Below are 18,067 nucleotides of genomic sequence, written 5' to 3' on the forward strand. Positions count from 1 at the left end.
AACGGTAACCACTACATGTCAAGGTGGAGATATTTTGGCGCAATCCCTACAAGGCATCATGGGGAATTTTATGTTTATATGCGTTCCATCGATTATTTATTTCGCGATATGGACGAAGTACGGCGCAAGTACCGGCAAGATGTCCAAGCTTGTATCGTTCTTATTTTTAAGCACGACCATCGTATTATGCATGTCCTATCCGTACGAATACGATGGCAACTATTTGATCGATTTTCGCCTTATCCCGCTCGTGCTGGGCACGTTATATTTTGGCCGGCTGGTAGGAGCGACGCTGCTTGTCATTCTATTCGCGTTCCGATTCACGATCGGGGGCTCCGGCATCTATATCGGTCTGCTGGTAGCTGCGATTGTGTTCTTGAGTCTCGCGTTCATCATGACCAAAATACGCTTGAACAGCCGCAAGAAACTATTCATCGCCCTCTTTATGTCTACATTCCTAAGCCAGGTCCTATTGAAAGCGATCTTGCTGTCGCTGAACGACATCAGCTTCAGCTTAGCCTGTCATCTGATTCTATTCGGCCTTATTCAATTTGTCGGCATTTGCCTATCGGTCTACTACGTTGAATTAATACGCAGCCATTTCAGCATGCTGGAAGAAATGAAAGAGATCGAGAAGATGAAGGCGATTAGTCAGGTTGCGGCTAGCGTCGCGCATGAAATCCGAAATCCGTTAACGGCCGTGAACGGGCTGCTGCAAGTGTTCAAAGAGAAGGAGCTGCCTGCCGGGAAGCGCGAATTATTGGCGAATACGGCGATCCTTGAACTGAGTTCGGCGATCAATACCATTTCTGATTATCTTACCTTCGCGCAGCCCCGTATTACGACGATGACCCTCCTGGACTTGTCGGCAGAGCTTCGGCATGTTGTCCGCATGCTGACACCCTATGCAGACACGGAACTAGTCACGTTAACGGCTGCCTCTTATACCGATCAAACGGTTCCCGGCGACAGCGAACTGCTCCGCCGCAGTCTGATCAACTTGATCAAAAATAGCATTGAAGCTTCAGCGAACGGGAGCGTAGACGTAACGGTTCAACGGATACGCAAAGCGGTCGTGATCCGGATTCAGGATACGGGCTGCGGCATGACGAAGCAACAAATCCATAGGCTCGGTACGCCGTACTATTCGCTTAAAGAAAAAGGCACGGGTCTCGGTACGATGGTCGCCTTCAGCATCATCCGGGCCATGAACGGCGCCATACATGTCGAAAGCGAAATTAATAAGGGGAGTTTGGTTGAGATTTCATTTCCCGTCGAGTGACGAGCGACGGGTGATCTGCATTTGCCAACGAAAGATCTCTGACCTATCTTGACATTGATTTGATCCCTTGTGGTATACTGAAATAGAAAAAACCAATGTTCATGTCGTAATGATAAATTGCTTCTTGATCACTGGTTTTCTTCGTTCTCGAAGGCGGGAAGGATTACGGGTATTGTCCAATGCCTTGTTATTAACCCACCGAAAAAGCAATTTGCGTACGAAAGTACGCAGAATGTTTTTTTGGTGGTTTTTTTATATTCAAAAGGGGGAATCTAGACGAGATGTTCGGATTACTAGAATTGAAGGGGAAAACCTGGATTGTCAGGGCTTTTCAATTGCTGCTCAATGCATCGCTTGTCATTCTAGCGTTGATCCTGTGCTATTACCTCGTTTGCGAGCTTTGCACCATCATAAAAGAGGTGTTCCTTGGAAACAATAACGTTCACAGCGTATTGGAAAACGTTCTGGCGTTCTTCTTGTACTTCGTGTTTATTTCGATGATCGTGAAGTATTTCTGCGAAAATGATCATTTCCCATTGCGGTACCTCCTGTACATCGGCATCACGGGCTCGATCCGGTTCATCATCGTGAACCACGACAATACATCGGATAACTTATACTTATCGCTGTCGATTCTTGTGCTTGTGATCAGCTATGTGCTGCTAGCTCCGGGATTACTGCGTGCCGGCAAGGAGGGAGAAGCGAATGACTAGAAACCTCGGACATGAATTCAGCCAGCTGGTGCGCGAGATCCGCAAAGAATATGTTGGAAACGGGCCGAAAGAGATAACGACCCGTTTCGCCGGTTCATGGGCCATCAGTGAAATGAAAGGCAATCTGACCTATATCGAGAAGTTCATGATCAGCTCCGAAGAAGGCAAGCGGATGGTGCATGAATCCCGTACGAAATTGGTGAAGAAGATCTATCAGAATCCCGAGGTGCTGCGTAAGTTCGAAGAGCTTGTCCAAGCCCGAATCGTGCGCATATTCACCGACATTAACATCGAGGAAGATATTGCGATGACGGTGTATGTATTCGACAAGACGATCGAGGATGCGTCGAATAAGCCTGCCAGGGAGCAATGAAGTATACATGATTCGAACAGGACGGATTCGATCAAGACAGATTCGATCAGGGCATGCCTGCCTTTGTAGTATTTAACGGTTTACCTTCGGTAAGCCGGATCTTATCCTGCCCATTTATGCGAATCCAGCCGTAATGCGAATAAGACCGAACACGAATGAATGAGAGGAAGGAACGAACAACATGAGCAATTGTCCACAGTGCGGGGTTGGCGTCATTGAACAGATCGGATACATCGAAATCAAACAAGGTCCGATAGAAATCGTGCTTAAGCCGGAGCTGCCGGATCGGGCAATACCGGCGATTACGATTAAATTATGCAGCAGGGGGCCATGCACGTACATGGAATGGGGAGCGGCTCCGGAATCCTTTACGCTTAGCAAGAAACGCTGACTTATTCGATCTTCACGATTTCTCGCTTTACCTGTACGGGGCTCACCTTGAAGACAAGGCGCGACAGAAATTGGTCCTTATTGAAATTGGCGGCGTTATAGGCATGACGGGATCTGTACCTGAGGCCGAAACCGATCGGATCGAGCTTGTTATCTCGAATCCGAAGCAACAGCCGTTCAGTGTCCGCTTGCACCGTTCGCTTCATTTGCTGTTCAATCTTCTGCATATTCGCATCGGCTGCCTTCATCAGGATATTCGATTGTTCTTCCACGCGAACGGTCATTCGAATCTGGAGCCGCGCGGTGATAGCGGGAGCCGATTCCGTTATCGAATAACTGGCCTTGCCCTTTACGATTTTCAACGCATACGATCCTTGATCCATATGCATGATCCATTCGGAGTCTTGAACCCCGGTGGTTAATAGCGCGATCAATCGAGACTCCGCAGAACTTAACTTAAGCTGAATACTCGATTTGTTGAAGAGCGCCGTACGTTCCACGCGAATGCGTTCTTGCTGACGCTCGACGATTGGCATCGCGAGATTAAGCGCGGGGTCGATTTCCCTTCGGTAGGCATCGAATAACGTCAATGTTCCGACATTGGATGACTCGTATTCGTTCAGGTAGAAGATCGAGTAGAGGAAGAAGCCGGCCACGGGCTCCTGCTGGGGCCGATGCAGCAATACGTTGTACGCGTTCGGTTCGGCGACGGCCAAGTATGCATTCTTCTGGAATTCCCGATTCTTGACGAAGAAGTCTAGCAAGGGGCGAATTTCTTTGCGGGCGAGCGCCTCCCCGAATAGAATGACTTTCGTATGGCCGAAGAACAGCTTCTTGTCGGTCTGGGCTCTCGCTTTATACAGGGCTTCCGAGATCGTGCCGGCATCCGCCGACAACAAGACGAAGTCGGTTCCCGTCTGTTTCGGATCCCCTTTGAACAGCGAGATTTTCAAGGTGACTTTATAGCGTTTCCCGGGCTGGTCCGATTGGTCGATCCCGATGACGCTGACGAATGCCCGTCTATCAATGGCCAGCGCGCATCCGCTAAGCGTAACGATCAGCATGATCAAGAGCGAGACGCTAATGACGAATGGCGTTGTCTTGCTCGCACGGCCCAGAGGACGAGGAGGACGAATACGATCTCTCCCCAGAATCGGGTGTTGATGAACATCGTAAAGGGCACCGCGAGCTCGCTTGCGAAAGAATTGGTGCAAATCGCCGCAACACCGAACAACGAAAGTACGAGCCATCGAAATTTCCCTCCTGAGCGCAGGTCCGCTTGATTGATGAATTGCAAGGAGCAATGCCAGCACAAGATAACGAACGCGAGCGTAGTTTCGACGTAGAACAAATAGAAGATATGAACCATCCGCCCGATCAGTATATTCTCAAACCTCATGCTGTCGCCTACGGCCAGCCAGGCGATCTTCAAGTTCTCTACGCCGTAGCGGCCGAAATAGCCCACGGGGACGAGGAACGTGAACAGTTGGACGGCAAACCCTGCGGCAAGTCCCGCGAATCGCAGCCATTTGGGTACATAACGCAAATGCTCGTGGAAGACAAGTAACGGGGTAATGCAAGTGAACATACTCGCCGCCGCGGTAATCGAGGTAAGGTCGGGTCGCGAGCCGATGGTCATGATGACCTCGATCATGGAATCGACCTGGATCAGGTCATCGGTAGCGGTACGCCATGCCAGCAATATGAGCACCGGAAGCGACAGGATGACGATGAACTCGAAGATGAACAGAAGGGACTTCGAATCGAGACCCGCGACCGGCAGAATGCATGCAAGGAAGAGACACAGGATCATGATCGAAGAATGGCCGGATATTAAGAAGATCTTGGCCGATTGCGTAATCTCGATGAGAAAAAATAACCCGCACCCCCAAGAGAGCGCGCATTGTATGACCAGGAAGGGGATTAACAACCAGCCTGGAACAGCGTTCTTCAAAGTGCGGAATATCGGCTGGCCGGGGAATTTATTGATTTGACTGTATAAGATAGCAAAAATAAGCAAGCCTGCGGCTCCTGCGGTCAATAGGCTCGTGAAGCTTCCGGTCAACTGATGGCGGTAGAGGATCGTGGTGATCAAACTGCTTAATCCCATTAATGAATTGAGCATGATGATGTAGAAGAAATACCGATTAACCAACAATCTATGCACCTACTTCATGGGTCGTTTTAACAAGACCATATAGGGCGTCGTGCCCAAGCTTCGAAGGCCGCACAGGAAGGACACGAGCCCGATGGAAGCGACGACGATTCCGAGCATGCCGAACAGCGCGCCCATGATGATGATCGGATAACGGGTGATGCGAATGGCCTGATGCATTGCATTGACGGGAATAACGAAGTTCGATATGGCAACGGATGAGGTCACGATAATCATGACGGTCGAAACCAACCCGGCTTGGACGGCGGTTTCCCCGAGGATTAGTCCGCCTACCGTCGTAGCTGTCGAGCTGATGGTCTTCGGAAGACGTATGCTCGCTTCGATCAAGAATTCGACCATCAGCATCATGAATAGAATTTCCAAGTACGGCGGAAGAGCGACCGAAACGCGGCTGCCCGCGATGAGCAGAGCTAATTGAACGTTAATAATATCCGGTGAAAAGGAAATAATAGCGACATATAATCCTGGCAGAAACAACGTAATCAGCAGCGCTAAGAAACGAGTGCCTACGAGAAACTCGCCCACGATAGACAATTGCGCAATATCATCCATCGATTTAAAGAAATCGAAGAAGGAAGCAGGGCCGATCAAGCTCCAGGATGAACCCTCGATGAGCAGCACGATCCGCCCGTCGAACAAGTTCCTGACGACCCGGTCCGTACGCTCCGTCGCCAGAAACAATGGAAACGGGTTGCCTCTGCGACTGGTTAGAAGCCGCTGCAATTGTCCCGCGGATTGGATGACTTCATTACGCAATGCGCTGAGCTTCGTTCGTAGATATTGAAGGGCTTGCGGGTCCACCAGCTTCTCGTCGTACACAAGGACCGATCTGGTTTTCGAATCCACCGCAAGCTGCAGTTCTTCAACGCGCAGCGTGGATAGACGGTAATGATTGCGGATCATATTAAGCGAAATATCGGGTTTCTCGCTCAGAGAATCGCTCGGTCCCTGCTGAACGTTCTCTTCCGTGGACTGGCTCACGGACCGGGTAGCGAAGCTGCTCATGTTCACGGTGTATACTCGTTCTCCGATCGAGACGGCAACCGCGCCTGCCAATAACTTTGGTATGGCGTCTGCTTCGCGTGCTTCTTCCGACCATTGATCCAACGACTTCAGATAAAGGTCGTAATCCGCAAGCATTGTCGCGCTGTAGAAGGGGGCAATTAAATCGCGCGATAGCTTCTTCTCGTCGCACAGCGTTTTGAAGTACTGAAGAGATACATTCAGATTGGCGTTCTCCAGATCGCGTTTAACAAAATCGCTGTTGTGCTTCAATGCCTGAAAATCCACGATCCTCGCCTCCTGGAACGTTATTTTATCCATTTGTTGGTTAATTATCCGCTTGGGACTTCAGAAATTGATTAGCCGGGACTTTCGAAAACGTGGCATTTACCGTCATTCGGTCGTCATTCGGACAAAATATGGTCATTGTTTTACCATTAAGTGATATTGATATTCATTATCAATGATGAAGTGACATATGGCGATACAACAATCGTGCATCCGATCTCGTTCGAAGTGGAGCAAGGAAGCATCGGGCTCCGGCAAAATCACGCTGGCGCGAGCCGTCTACGGACTCATACCGGATGATGCGGTAGAAGGAACCGTGCTGATTAACGGTTATGCGAGCTATGGAAACGAAGGAGCGGGCTTGATGCAGCAATGGGCGGATGCCGTATTTATCGATCCAGATCCGGTGCGCGTCGTCGATTCGGATCGTCGCAGCCGGATAGACCGAACAAGATCAGGCGGCCAGGCCATGCAGCTCGTCTTCGGTCGATGAATCCGTATTGGCACCTGAAGAAAATCATCGCGGAGCCGCTGCGGCTGAGCGGGTTGAGCAAGAAATCGGCCAACGAACAAGCGGCTGCGATGCTCGCGAGGGATCGGTTGTCCGCCGAATGATTAGAGCGGTTCCCATCGGAATGCTCGGGCGGACAGAAGCAGAGAATCGCTATCGCCAAGGCGCTGGCGGTGGCGCCGGCCCTGCTTGTGGCCGATGAGGTCACGTCGGCGCTGGATCCGGACAACGAAGCGGAAATCATGCGGCTGCTATGGGAACGGAGACGTTCCGTAGGAATATCCATTCTGTATATCACGCACTGGATTGAGACCGTCCCTGGCTTCGCAGACCGGGTCGCGGTCATGAGGAACGGTTCGATTCAAGAGTACGGAAGCGCGAATACGGTATTTACGAACCCGCAGTCGGAATATACGCGAGCGTTGTTGGTATCTACCTGCTATTGAAATAGACATCTATGGAGATATTGTTTAATGGAATTAAACATTAAACGAATTAAATATCCATAGATGCTCACCTATCGCAGCTTGCGGGCATAGGGCATAGCTCCTGAAGATGGCGGACGACGATTCGCTCAACGGTCCCCGGCGTGTAAAATTCCGGGCGGAGCAATGCGAGGATCGTCAAGCCTTCGACAATCGCCGCCAATCGTAATGTTTCGAGTTGGATGTCCGCCGAAGAGGGGAGAAGCTTCGCCTCGGCTAGAATTTCGAGTACGGCTTTAGTCAGGCCGTGGAGTCCGTCCGTGAGCTCGTCTTTCTTCGTTCGTAATGCCGCACTCGTGAGCGAGCGGATGGCGAAGATCCACCAGACGCCGGCGGCTGTTCGTTTATCCGCATCCAGAGGGAGCAGCAGCAACAGAATTTCCTTCGCAGCCTTCATTGGAACGGGGCTTAGTTCCAGGCGTTCTTCTGCTCGGGCAGCTCCTCTTGTCAAATAATAATCCACGATAAATAGCAACAGCTCGTCCTGTGTCGAAAAATAATGCCGCAATGCGCCGGGCGACAACCCTGCCGCGGCTGCAACGGCACGGATCGATGCATGCTCGATCCCTTTTTCTTCAATAATATTCCATGCTGATTCGGCGATCAGTTTTCTTTTTTGTTCGTGGTCTACGACTTTCGGCAACGGCAAATGCCCCCTTGTTTTAAATAACACACTGTATTAATATAATCAATACAGTGTGTGATTTAGAATTTACTCCGTTATATCGCGTCACAGTCATCACGTCAAGAGTACTGGACTTTGTCGGGATTGCCGGGAGGGGATGCAATGCAAGAGCAGATCGATGGATTTTTTTGTTTTCATTCTACCTGCTATAGTTGCAGAAGAATGTTTTATGTCATGGAGGGAACGCAAGCTTACGATCGTATGAAGAGAAATATCAACGCCCTGCATTGCTGCGAGGATTGCAAAAACAGAATCGAGCTGGAAGCGCGGCTGCAGCTCGGAAGACGACTGTTGACCGGCAGAGATTAAGCTTCGTGTCAGAAGGGGCTGTCCTGTACAGGATGGCCCTCATACTTGTCGTTCAACGGACATGAGATCCTTTATTTGCTCGTATGCACCGATTTTTCGCTCGCTGCCGGACAGGAAATTCGCTATTTGTGCCGAAAGCCGGGTTTATGCTGCATGCCGGAGCCAATAGCGCATCCTATGTCCGATCGCTGCCTCCAAAACGCCGATATCGATCACATAGCGGATCCTCTGTCCGCCTGCCGCCTGCCTATGTCCGTTCATGGAGGAGGAGGTAATCATCTGACGATGCAGGCTGCCCTAGTGTAACGCTGTCCGCCGTAGGAAGGGGCTAGAACAACATCCTATCAACAGCTTGCGCATAGGGTGAAGAACCCTCTCCTTAAGAAAGGGCTTTCCATAATCATCTAACGATGACGTATGGGAAGCCTTATTTGCGTTGTCCTTAAGCCCGTCATTCTAAAATAAGAAATTCCCTGATAGAATAAACGTTAGAATCGCGTTTATAATGCGGACAGTCAAAGGAGAGTTCATGTTAACCCCACGACAATTGGAAGCTATTGAACAGCTGCAGCAAGCGTGCGAAACGCATGATCATGTACAACTGAAACTTAACTGGGACATGCTTAGGGACCGCGGGTCCGATCCATTGGATTTTTTTCATTACGAAAAAGACGTTCTTATCGCGTTTATGGGGCTGTACCCCTTCGGCTCCACAGTGGAAGTTTGCGGCATGGTGCATCCGAGCGAACGGCGGAAGGGGCATTTCCAGCAATTGTTCAGACAAGCCATGGAGAAGGCGTATCGGAACGGATACAAGAAAATCTTGTTGAACGCGCCTGCGGGATCCGATACGGCGAAAGCTTTTTTGAGCCAGGCAGGTGCTGCGTATGCCTTCTCGGAGCATCAAATGGAATGGGAAGGGATGCCTCTTGAAGAGTCGGGCGCAATTCTCCTCAGGCAAGCAGCGTTAGAAGATTACGCAATGCGCGTACGATTATCCGTTACGGCGTTCGGCGTGGACGAAGAAGACGCCAGAGTCTTGGAAAGCAGGGACCTGGGGGAGAACACGGTAGTCTTCATGATTGATGCGGACGAAGGAACGGTAGGGAAGATCAGAGTGAGCCGCGAAGAGGGGCAAGCATGGATTTATGGATTTGCCGTGTTGCCGGAATACCAGGGCAAGGGAATAGGCAGACAAGCGTTGCGCCGAGTCATTAACGAGCAGCGCTCGGCCGGATACTCCGTACACTTAGAAGTCGAAACGAAAAACGATCATGCGCTGCGGTTATATGAATCCGTTGGATTCAAGGCGGTGCATGCGCAGGATTACTATAGCTATCAGCCCCGTTTCTCATAATCGGATGCACCGCGATATTGCGGTCTGCCTATGAAGAGGGATTTATCCTGTTCAGAGAGAAGTAATAGCCCTAACATTACGCCGATGGATGTCATAACCGAAGCCGGGGGAACCTCGCCTTATGAACTTGCTGCGCAAGCTGCCTATCCGCGAGCAGATGTACATCATCGCGCTGCTGACGATGGTCGTGTTCGTCGCGATCCTGCTGTTCAATTACAACCGCAGCGCGTCGTTCATCGCTAAGAACAACGAAGTGTACACGAACGAAATTTTCGGGCAGACGGAGCAGACGATTCTGTCCAACTACGACGTCGTCAAATGGCTGACCTACAATATCGCTTACAATCAATTGATCCAGGACTACCTGCTGGACAAGGACATGCTGTCCAAGGTGAAGCGCTATCCCACGATCAAGAATCTGTTCCTCAATCTTTCGACCGTGAAGCCGGGCATCTCGGACTTCGTCGTCGTCGGCAAGAACGGCGACTGGTTCTCGCTGCAGGGCTCGTCGGCCAGCGAGTTCGGCGACTTCATGCCGGAGAAGGCGGATTCCTACTTCTCGAAGGTGCAGGAATGCAAGAGCTCCGTCGGGTCCTCGAGCTACTGCTTCGCGGTCGGCACGAATATTTTCTCCAGCGACTTGAAACGCGAATACACGAACGTCATCGGGCGGATCATCCTGATCATCGACGCGTCGACGCTAACCGGCGGATACGACCTGAAATCGCTGCAGCCGGGCACGGACCTCTACCTGCTCGACCGGACGGGCCGCATCTTCATGAGCAACGACCGCGGGATGATCGGCAAGCCGTTCGAGGTGCCGTCGATGTCGGGCAGCAGCGGCGTGGTCCGGCTGAACGGCGAGCTGACGCATATTCAGGTGGACGAGCTGCCGCAGATCGGCGGGCGGATCGTCCGGGTCATCCCCGATGACGTCTTCTTCCGGGACATCCGCAAGCTGCAGCGGCAGTCGCTGCTGGCGCTTGCCGCGGGTATTCTGCTGCTGGCCGTCCCGTTCCTGCTCATTCTGAACAACATGATCTTCCCGATGCGCAAGCTGTATCAGTACCTGCGCATCAGCGACAGCGGCGACCTGAACAAGCGGATCAAGCTGCGGGGCTCCGCCGAGGCGGCCGTCATCGGCAACCGGTACAACCAGATGCTGTCGAGCGTACAGCATTTGACGAAGCAGCTGGTGGCGTCGAACGAGCAGCTGTACCGGACGGAGATCGGGAGGAAGCAGGCGGAATTCGATTTTTTGAAGAGCCAGGTCAATCCGCATTTCCTGTACAACACGCTCGACGCGATCAGCGGCATCGCCGCGGCGCGCGAGGTTCCGGAGATTCGGGACATGACGCGGTCGCTGTCGCGGATCTTCCGCTACAGCATCAAGGGGCAGGATATCGTGCCGCTCGGGAACGAGCTCCGCATCGTCGAAGCGTTCATGAACATTCAGACCATCCGCTTCTCCCACCGGTTCCGGTTCGCCTGCGCCGTGCCGGACGCGCTGTTCGCGATTCCGGTGCCGAAGATGATCCTGCAGCCGATCGTCGAGAACGCCGTCTACCACGGACTCGAGCCGCAGTACGAGCCGGGTATGCTGACGCTGACGGCGGCGGCGGAAGGCGGAGAGAACGGCCCCGTCCTGGTCTTGCGCGTCTGCGACGACGGCGTCGGCATGGACGAGGGGCGGCTCGCGGCCGTCCGGGAGCAGCTAACGGCCGGCGGGCGCGATACGGAATCGGACGGCACTCGGGGGATCGGGTTGTCGAACGTGCAGCATCGGCTGCAATTTCTCTATGGAAGCGATTACGGCATCGCGATCGAAAGCCGGCCTAAGGCGGGAACCGAAGTGACGCTCCGCATCCCCATACGGAAGGAAGGCGATGATTCGCATGTATAAGGCGATGCTCGTGGACGACGAGCAGTGGGTCGTGGCCAATCTGCGCAGCGCCGTAGATTGGGCGCGGTTCGGATTCGAAATCGTCGGCACGGAGACGCACAGCCCGACGGCGCGCGAGCGGATCCGGGAGCTCCGCCCGGACGTGGTGTTCGTCGACATTCGCATGCCGGTCATCAGCGGGCTCGAGCTCATTAAGCAATGCCGGGAGCTGCAGCCGGACCTGCTGTTCATCGTGGTCAGCGGCTTTGCCGAGTTCTCGTATGTGCAAAAATGCCTGAACTTGGGCGCGATCGGCTATTGCCTTAAGCCCGTCGAGGAAGAGGAACTCGCGCCGCTGCTCAAGAAGACGAAGGACATGCTCGACGAACGGGCGGAGAAGGGCGTGCCGTCCATGCTCGAATGTCTGTTGGAAGACTCGCCGGCCGGACTCGAGCGGTTCGAGCTGCTGCTCGCGCAAGCGGGCATCGATCCCGACCGGGGCATGCGCGTGGCGGCGACCGTGGATCTCGAGGGGCCGGAGCCGCTGACGCCTTACCGGCACGTCAAGCTGATCGGACGCGGCGGCCGGAGCCTCTACATCGCCCAAGAGGACCCTCATGCACCGCTGCAGGAGCATCTGCGCCGCTACGCAGGGCGATTCGCGGGCATCGGCCTCAGCCGGACGGTGCATCTCGCCGAAGCGGTTAAGGCGGCGATCGAGGAAGCGGAGATGGCGGCGTACCAGTATTTCATCGCCGGCGAGCCGACGGTGTACCAAGCGGGCGAGCAGACGGGCTTCGCCGCGTTCAGGCAGCTGTCGGAGGCGCTGCGCAAGCAGGACATGTCCGAGCTGACGAAGCTGTACGACGACTATGCCGCCTGGTTCCGTTCGGGGGCGTACCAGATTAAGCACGCGTTCTTCCTCTATAACACCGTGCTGACCGCAATTATTCAGGCGCAGCGGACGGATACGGAGCAGCTGGAAGGCTATCTGCTCATTGATTACGAGCGCCTGATCGAGCGCTACGAGAATCTCGGCGAGCTGATGCGGGATTTGCAGCGGATGACGACGGCCTATCTTGGCGGCATGTACATACAGGGTCTGGGTCAGATTCGCAGCGACGCGTTCCTCGCGGTGCTGCGTTACGTGAATGACAACTACCGGCGGAACCTGACGCTGCAGATGCTGGCGGACGAATTCTACATGAACCGCAATTACATCGGGCAGCTGTTCATCAAGCATGTCAGCCGGTCCTTCACCGATTACTTGGCCGAGCTGCGGATCCGGCGGGCTTGCGAGCTGCTGCGGGACAGCAATATGCCCGTGCATCGGGTCGGCGAAGAGGTCGGCTATCACGATGCGTATTACTTCAGCAAGATTTTCAAGAAAATGACCGGCAGGACACCCAGAGCCTACAGGATGAACGAATGAGCGAGCCTGCCGCAGCCAAGCAGGACAAGGGGCCTTTCTCCGGGTAACGGGCGGGAATGGCTCCTTTTTGTCTTCCGCCTCGCGCGGACGCCGGTAAATGGACGATCGCGCGATAATGTTGTCTTCTCGCTCGCGCTTGCACTCCATAGACGGGAGCGGAGCGTCAACATATCGATTCCCTGCACAAGTTCGGCTGGCTTTTGCCAATGGTAAGCGCTTACAATCATGTCTAAAATGAAAGTTGTCGCAAGACGGAGACAGCATTCCTTAAGGCAGGGAGAGGTGCAGGATGAATGGATCGATTTCGCGCGAAGGAGCGATTCGGCCGGGCTACGGCCCGCAGCCGCCCGAGGACGCCAAACGATTGAAGAGAGCCCGCTTATGGCGAAGAGTGAAGCAGTACCGGGTGTTCTACCTGCTGCTCGTTCCGGTCGTCGCGTATTTCGCGGTTTTCTCGTACGTGCCGATGTACGGCATCACGCTGGCGTTCAAGAAGTACATGTTCAACAAAGGCGTGCTGAAGAGCCCTTGGGTCGGCTTGGACAACTTTCGGTACATTTTCCGCTATTCGGACTTCTGGACGGCGTTCCGCAATACGATCCTGATCAGCTGCGGCCGGCTGCTTGTCGAGTTTCCGATGGCGATCATCATGGCGCTGCTGCTGAACGAAATCGCGCGCTCGAAGCTGAAACGGGTGTACCAGACGGTATTCACCTTCCCGCACTTCCTGTCGTGGGTCGTGCTCGGAGGCATTCTGGTCAATATTCTCGGCAACACGGGCGCGATCGCGACGCTGTTCGCGAAGCTCGATCTGCCTTACGTCAGCTTCCTCGGCGATCCCGCCACGTTCCGGCCGCTGCTGTACGTCACGAACATCTGGAAGGAAGCCGGCTGGGGCGCGATCATCTATTTCGCGGCGATCGCGGGCATCAGCCCGGAGCTGTACGAAGCGGCTTACGTCGACGGAGCGAATCGCTGGAAGCAGATGCTTCATATTACTTGGCCATCGATCCGCAGCGTCGTCGCGATGATGCTTATCCTGGCGGTGGGCGGCATCATGGACGGGGGCTTCGACCAAATCTTCAACCTCTACAGCGCGCCGGTCTACCAGGTCGCCGACACGCTGGACACGTTCATGTACCGGTTATCATTCGCGGGCCGCGTCAATCTGGGCTTCGGCATCGTGACCGCGGTCGGCTTGTTCAAGTCGGTCATCAGCCTGTGCCTGCTCATCATCGCCAATCAGTCTGTCAAACGACTCGGACAGGAGGGACTCGTCTAATGGCCGAAGCTGTCTTAACGAATCAGACGGGACACGAGGATCGCCTCGCGAACCGGGGGAAGAGCCGGGCGGACCTGCTGCTGCACGCGGTCTTCATCCTTCTGGGCATCTGCGCCGTCTTCCCGTTCTACACCGTCATTATCACGTCGTTCGGCACGCCGAAGGGCATGCTGCTGCCGACGCACTTCACGTTCGAGGGCTACAAGCAGATCATCGAATTCGGCATCGGCCGGGCGTTCGTCGTCTCGACGCTGGTTACGGTATCGGGCACCGCGCTGAGCCTCACCCTGACGATCATCGCGGCGTACACGCTATCCAAGAAAGCGATGCCCGGGCGCAACGCGCTCATGACGATCATCATCTTCACGATGTTCTTCGGCGGGGGTCTCATCCCGTACTACTTGACGGTGAAGGGCGTCGGCCTGTATAACAGTTACCTGGTCATGATCCTGCCGTCGGCGATCAGCACCTATTACGTCTGGATCATGATGAGCTTCTTCCGGGACTTCCCGGCGAGCCTGGAGGAATCGGCGCGGATCGACGGCGCCGGCGATCTGACGATTCTGCTGCGGATCGTCATCCCGACCTCGCTGCCGGTGCTGGCGTCCATCTCGCTCTTCTACGCGGTGGACCGCTGGAACGACTGGTATGGCCCGATGCTGTTCCTGTCGGATTCCGACAAATACCCGCTGCAGCTGATGCTGCGCAACATCCTGATGAATATCAGCCAGATTCTGAGCAAGAACGTCGGCATGTCCGCAATCGACCAGTCCAAAATCAACATTCCGCAGGAAGCGATGCAAATGGCGGCGATCGTCATCGCGAGCTTCCCGATCATGGCCATCTACCCGTTCCTGCAAAAGTATTTCGCCAAGGGGGTGATGGTCGGTTCCATCAAGGGCTGACGGCCCTTGCCGATCGCGATCATTCACGTATCATTGCGGGGTCAATCCATTATAGGAGGCAATCGTTATGAAGAGAGGTCAAACTTTCGCCGCGGGCATCGCGAGCCTGGCGCTCGCCGCAACGCTGCTCGCCGGCTGCGGCTCGAATTCGCCGTCCGGGAACGAAGGGACGGGCAGCGTCCCTGCATCGTCGAACGACGGCGCGGACTCGAGTTCGAATACGAATAAGAATACGAACGCGAATGCCGCGGAGGACGATCTGTTCAAGGATCATTTGGACATTTCGCTCGCGTTCTACGACATCGCCACTTCGATCAAAGCCGACCAGCCCGACCCGATGCTGCAAATGATCGAGCAGAAATTCAACATCACGATCAAGCCCGTGAACGAATCGTGGGGCGACTACGGGGACCGCACGAAGCTGTGGGCGGCTTCGGGTCAGCTGCCGGACGCGTTCTTCTTCGACCAGACGAGCGGCGACCTCGTGAACCAATGGGCGGACCAGGGCATCATCAAGCCGCTGCCGGACGACATGAGCCCGTATCCCAACCTGAAGAAATACATCGACCTGCCCGATGTGGCCGGCGCCGCGGCGGCGGACGGCAAAAACTATTTCATCCCGCGCATGCTGGCCAACCGCAACGAGCTGCCGATGGACCGGGGCATCGAGATCCGCAAGGATTGGATGGACGAACTCGGCCTGCAGGATCCGACGACGTACGACGAGCTGAAGAACGTGCTGAAGACGATCGCCGACAAGAAGCATGTCATCGGCCTTACGGCCGGCGGCATCGGCTGGATCCGCGAGAGCGTGTTCCAGAATATCAATCCGGCGTCCGCATGGTGGCAGAAGGTGAACGGCCAATGGCAGCCGGGCTGGATGACGGACGGCTACGCGGAACAGATCGCGCAAATCCGGGACCTGTACCAATCCGGACTGCTGGACAAAGATTTCGCGCTGCCGAACGTCGACGCGGAGAATAAGTTCATGCAAGGCAAAGCGGCGGCGCTGGTGACGACGCCGAAGACGATGAACGCCGAGCCGGCGCTGTGGAACAAGGCGAATCCGAACTCCAGCATTCTGGATCATGTGAAGATTCTGAACCCGGTACCGGCTTCGGACGGGAAGAATTACCTGTACGGCTATTTCGATTACTGGTCCGGCACGCTGTTCAGCGGCACTGCATCGGACGCGAAGCAGGAGCGCCTTCTCGCGCTGATGGATTGGCTCGCCTCGCCGGAAGGGCAGAAGGTGACGCGCTACGGCCTGCAGGGCGTGGACTGGGAGCCGAACGGCGACATGGTAACGAACAAGCATCAGAGCGAGAAGGATTTCGACTTGATGAAGCTGTACCCGTCCAATAACGTGTTCAGCGCGCTGGCCATCTGGTCGGATGGCAATAAGTATGTCGAGGGCTATCCGGCGACGGAGACGGGCAAGGTTCAGGAGTACATCGACAATGTCGAGGCCGAACAGCTGCAATCCGGCGAGAAACCGCCGATCAACTGGATCGTCAACGCCTTCGCCAGCTCCTTGAGTACGGGCGGCGGGGATTTGGACGCGCTCGTAACCCAGCTGGTCATCGGCAAAGAGGACATCAAGGCGGCCATGAAGAAATACGTCGACGAGCAGATGGGCCTCGGGCTCGCGGACGCGATCAAAGCCGTCAACGACAAGTATCCCGACGAGAACTGAGCGGCAGATCCGGACATGCGGAAGCAATGAAGAACAAGCAAGCAAGCGATGCGTGATCGAAGGGGGCGGCCGGTTCGGCCGCCTTTTTCACGGATGGACGGCACATGCCGCGATATGCTGCGATCCGGCGGAGGGGCTGTCAAATAGCGCAAGCAATGCTATGATGAGAATTGTGCATCTATCATACAAGCAAGCGCGGCCGAGAAGGCAAGCGTGAAAGAGCACTCGTAACCGTAAACAAGCAGATCGTGATCGGGGATCCATCCAATTATGCGAGGTGAATGAGGTTGAAAATTAGCAAAGAAGAACTGGAAACGCTGCAGCTGCACGACGCGACCGTCGAACTTGCCGTTAACCTGATTAAAGTGAACGGGTACGTGATTATTGAAGGCGTCCTGCCTCAAGAGAAAGTGACCGAGCTCAGGGAAGCGTTCAAGGCTTGCATGAACTGGTTCATCGACAAGCACGGGGAAGAAATCTATCTGAACAAAAAAGGATTCAACGAAGGCACCAATCACTTGGGCATTCTTCTTCCTTTTGCGCCGCCGTTCAACGATTCGCTCGTGATCGAGCATCCGTTCGCGCTGGCGATTATCGACCGTATTCTCGGAACGGATTACGCCGTTACGCTATTCTCGTCGAACACCTCTCTCCCGGGCGGCAAGAAGGCGCAGCCGGTCCACCCGGATTATGGCGCGAGATTCGGCGATTTGTGCAAGATATCGCTTCCGATCACGGATTTAGTCTTCAATATTCCGCTCGTCGACGTCGATGACGGGAACGGTCCGATGGAGATTTGGCCGGGCGGAACCCATCTGCTGCCTGACCATTATTACGGCCCGAACGGCCCGAATCCGGATGAATTGGCATCGCATATGCACTCGATCAAAGTACATATGCCGGCAGGCTCGATTCTGATCCGGGACGTGCGCATGTGGCATCGGGGAACGCCGAACCGCAGCAACGAGATCCGTCCGAATCTGGCGCTGATTTACAGTGCCTCCCACCGGGATAACTCCGTTCAAATTCCGCAGGAAACGTACGATAACCTGTCCGAACGCGCCAAGCATCTGTTCCGCTGGCAAAAGATCGGCTATCCGGTTATCGAACCGACGCACGAATAGAGCGCGTTGGGTTCGTTGTAAGACCACGATAGGGCAGTATCGGTTGATAGATCAGTGATTAATGCTATTAATCAGTTAGTCCAAGCCGCGTATATCGCGGCTTCTTTGTGTTTACTAGGCGCGGCACGGCTTTACGCCGGATTAGACCCTGTCGATGTTGCCAATTATGGTAAGA

19 protein-coding genes are annotated in these 18,067 nt (G+C 54.5%); 15 read left to right on the forward strand and 4 right to left on the reverse strand.

Features of this window, described 5'->3' with window-relative positions; all coding sequences use genetic code 11:
* Positions 1-34 precede the first annotated feature (34 nt).
* The 4 genes from GXP70_RS15345 (at position 35) to GXP70_RS15360 (ending at position 2,759) form a co-directional block, all read left to right on the forward strand.
* Entirely contained in the window at positions 35-1,282 is a 1,248-nt protein-coding gene (locus GXP70_RS15345) for an ATP-binding protein (RefSeq protein ID WP_162357632.1), read from the forward strand.
* 281 nt (positions 1,283-1,563) lie between these two features.
* Positions 1,564-1,995: a phosphate-starvation-inducible protein PsiE gene (locus GXP70_RS15350; protein ID WP_162357633.1), complete on the forward strand. Its 432-nt coding sequence runs from the start codon at positions 1,564-1,566 to the stop codon at positions 1,993-1,995.
* Entirely contained in the window at positions 1,988-2,368 is a 381-nt protein-coding gene (locus GXP70_RS15355; RefSeq protein ID WP_162357634.1) for a Na-translocating system protein MpsC family protein, read from the forward strand. The genes GXP70_RS15350 and GXP70_RS15355 overlap by 8 nt, the downstream gene beginning before the upstream one ends.
* A gap of 181 nt (positions 2,369-2,549) precedes the next feature.
* Positions 2,550-2,759, forward strand: coding sequence for a hypothetical protein (locus tag GXP70_RS15360; RefSeq protein ID WP_162357635.1), 210 nt, complete (start codon positions 2,550-2,552; stop codon positions 2,757-2,759).
* Between the two features lies 1 nt (position 2,760).
* Here GXP70_RS15360 and GXP70_RS15365 read toward each other — a convergent pair whose 3' ends face one another.
* From GXP70_RS15365 to GXP70_RS15375, 3 genes are read right to left on the reverse strand one after another with little or no spacing between them, the layout of a single operon-like run.
* Positions 2,761-3,822 carry a Ger(x)C family spore germination protein gene (locus GXP70_RS15365; protein ID WP_263864136.1) on the reverse strand — a complete coding sequence of 354 codons (1,062 nt, stop codon included), beginning with the start codon at positions 3,820-3,822 and terminating at the stop codon, positions 2,761-2,763.
* A 2-nt stretch (positions 3,823-3,824) separates the two neighbouring features.
* Positions 3,825-4,913: a hypothetical protein gene (locus GXP70_RS15370; protein WP_162357637.1), complete on the reverse strand. Its 1,089-nt coding sequence runs from the start codon at positions 4,911-4,913 to the stop codon at positions 3,825-3,827.
* A gap of 12 nt (positions 4,914-4,925) precedes the next feature.
* Positions 4,926-6,224 carry a spore germination protein gene (locus tag GXP70_RS15375; RefSeq protein ID WP_162357638.1) on the reverse strand — a complete coding sequence of 433 codons (1,299 nt, stop codon included), beginning with the start codon at positions 6,222-6,224 and terminating at the stop codon, positions 4,926-4,928.
* A gap of 190 nt (positions 6,225-6,414) precedes the next feature.
* Between GXP70_RS15375 and GXP70_RS15380 the strand changes: the two genes are divergently transcribed.
* The 3 genes from GXP70_RS15380 (at position 6,415) to GXP70_RS15385 (ending at position 7,181) form a co-directional block, all read left to right on the forward strand.
* On the forward strand, positions 6,415-6,717 hold the full coding sequence (locus GXP70_RS15380; RefSeq protein ID WP_162357639.1) for a P-loop NTPase family protein: 303 nt from the start codon (positions 6,415-6,417) through the stop codon (positions 6,715-6,717).
* Positions 6,714-6,839, forward strand: coding sequence for a hypothetical protein (locus tag GXP70_RS30070; protein WP_263864011.1), 126 nt, complete (start codon positions 6,714-6,716; stop codon positions 6,837-6,839). Before GXP70_RS15380 ends, GXP70_RS30070 begins: the two co-directional genes overlap by 4 nt.
* 69 nt (positions 6,840-6,908) lie before the next feature.
* Positions 6,909-7,181: a hypothetical protein gene (locus tag GXP70_RS15385; RefSeq protein WP_263864013.1), complete on the forward strand. Its 273-nt coding sequence runs from the start codon at positions 6,909-6,911 to the stop codon at positions 7,179-7,181.
* A 67-nt stretch (positions 7,182-7,248) separates the two neighbouring features.
* On the opposite strand, the gene GXP70_RS15390 is transcribed toward GXP70_RS15385, so the two are convergent.
* Complete coding sequence (locus GXP70_RS15390; protein ID WP_162357640.1) at positions 7,249-7,863, reverse strand: TetR/AcrR family transcriptional regulator; 615 nt, start codon at positions 7,861-7,863, stop codon at positions 7,249-7,251.
* Between the two features lie 144 nt (positions 7,864-8,007).
* Here GXP70_RS15390 and GXP70_RS15395 point away from each other — a divergent pair, with 144 nt between their 5' ends.
* From GXP70_RS15395 to GXP70_RS15430, 8 genes are all read left to right on the forward strand, one after another.
* Complete coding sequence (locus GXP70_RS15395) at positions 8,008-8,214, forward strand: hypothetical protein (RefSeq protein ID WP_162357641.1); 207 nt, start codon at positions 8,008-8,010, stop codon at positions 8,212-8,214.
* 529 nt (positions 8,215-8,743) lie between these two features.
* A complete protein-coding gene (locus GXP70_RS15400) occupies positions 8,744-9,571 on the forward strand; it encodes a GNAT family N-acetyltransferase (protein ID WP_162357642.1) in 828 nt (275 codons plus the stop codon).
* A gap of 121 nt (positions 9,572-9,692) precedes the next feature.
* Entirely contained in the window at positions 9,693-11,474 is a 1,782-nt protein-coding gene (locus GXP70_RS15405) for a sensor histidine kinase (protein ID WP_162357643.1), read from the forward strand.
* Positions 11,458-12,885, forward strand: coding sequence for a response regulator transcription factor (locus GXP70_RS15410; RefSeq protein WP_162357644.1), 1,428 nt, complete (start codon positions 11,458-11,460; stop codon positions 12,883-12,885). Before GXP70_RS15405 ends, GXP70_RS15410 begins: the two co-directional genes overlap by 17 nt.
* Before the next feature lie 289 nt (positions 12,886-13,174).
* Entirely contained in the window at positions 13,175-14,167 is a 993-nt protein-coding gene (locus tag GXP70_RS15415; RefSeq protein ID WP_162357645.1) for an ABC transporter permease, read from the forward strand.
* On the forward strand, positions 14,167-15,072 hold the full coding sequence (locus tag GXP70_RS15420; RefSeq protein ID WP_162357646.1) for a carbohydrate ABC transporter permease: 906 nt from the start codon (positions 14,167-14,169) through the stop codon (positions 15,070-15,072). The genes GXP70_RS15415 and GXP70_RS15420 overlap by 1 nt, the downstream gene beginning before the upstream one ends.
* A gap of 67 nt (positions 15,073-15,139) precedes the next feature.
* The gene (locus GXP70_RS15425) at positions 15,140-16,768 is read left to right on the forward strand and encodes an extracellular solute-binding protein (RefSeq protein WP_162357647.1); all 1,629 of its coding nucleotides are present in this window, start codon (positions 15,140-15,142) and stop codon (positions 16,766-16,768) included.
* A gap of 287 nt (positions 16,769-17,055) precedes the next feature.
* Entirely contained in the window at positions 17,056-17,892 is an 837-nt protein-coding gene (locus GXP70_RS15430; protein WP_162357648.1) for a phytanoyl-CoA dioxygenase family protein, read from the forward strand.
* Positions 17,893-18,067 lie beyond the last annotated feature (175 nt).

The organism is Paenibacillus lycopersici, from assembly GCF_010119935.1.
Lineage (GTDB): Bacteria > Bacillota > Bacilli > Paenibacillales > Paenibacillaceae > Paenibacillus_Z > Paenibacillus_Z lycopersici.

Bases quoted from the DNA above. Each gene is read 5' to 3' on its own strand.
- GXP70_RS15395 (WP_162357641.1), top strand. From the start codon at position 8,008: ATGCAAGAGCAGATCGATGGATTTTTTTGTTTTCATTCTACCTGCTAT.
- GXP70_RS15405 (WP_162357643.1), top strand. From the start codon at position 9,693: ATGAACTTGCTGCGCAAGCTGCCTATCCGCGAGCAGATGTACATCATC.
- GXP70_RS30070 (WP_263864011.1), top strand. From the start codon at position 6,714: ATGAATCCGTATTGGCACCTGAAGAAAATCATCGCGGAGCCGCTGCGG.
- GXP70_RS15360 (WP_162357635.1), top strand. From the start codon at position 2,550: ATGAGCAATTGTCCACAGTGCGGGGTTGGCGTCATTGAACAGATCGGA.
- GXP70_RS15415 (WP_162357645.1), top strand. From the start codon at position 13,175: ATGAATGGATCGATTTCGCGCGAAGGAGCGATTCGGCCGGGCTACGGC.
- GXP70_RS15420 (WP_162357646.1), top strand. From the start codon at position 14,167: ATGGCCGAAGCTGTCTTAACGAATCAGACGGGACACGAGGATCGCCTC.
- GXP70_RS15410 (WP_162357644.1), top strand. From the start codon at position 11,458: ATGATTCGCATGTATAAGGCGATGCTCGTGGACGACGAGCAGTGGGTC.
- GXP70_RS15365 (WP_263864136.1), bottom strand. From the start codon at position 3,822: ATGCTGATCGTTACGCTTAGCGGATGCGCGCTGGCCATTGATAGACGG.
- GXP70_RS15350 (WP_162357633.1), top strand. From the start codon at position 1,564: ATGTTCGGATTACTAGAATTGAAGGGGAAAACCTGGATTGTCAGGGCT.
- GXP70_RS15400 (WP_162357642.1), top strand. From the start codon at position 8,744: ATGTTAACCCCACGACAATTGGAAGCTATTGAACAGCTGCAGCAAGCG.
- GXP70_RS15355 (WP_162357634.1), top strand. From the start codon at position 1,988: ATGACTAGAAACCTCGGACATGAATTCAGCCAGCTGGTGCGCGAGATC.
- GXP70_RS15380 (WP_162357639.1), top strand. From the start codon at position 6,415: ATGGCGATACAACAATCGTGCATCCGATCTCGTTCGAAGTGGAGCAAG.
- GXP70_RS15425 (WP_162357647.1), top strand. From the start codon at position 15,140: ATGAAGAGAGGTCAAACTTTCGCCGCGGGCATCGCGAGCCTGGCGCTC.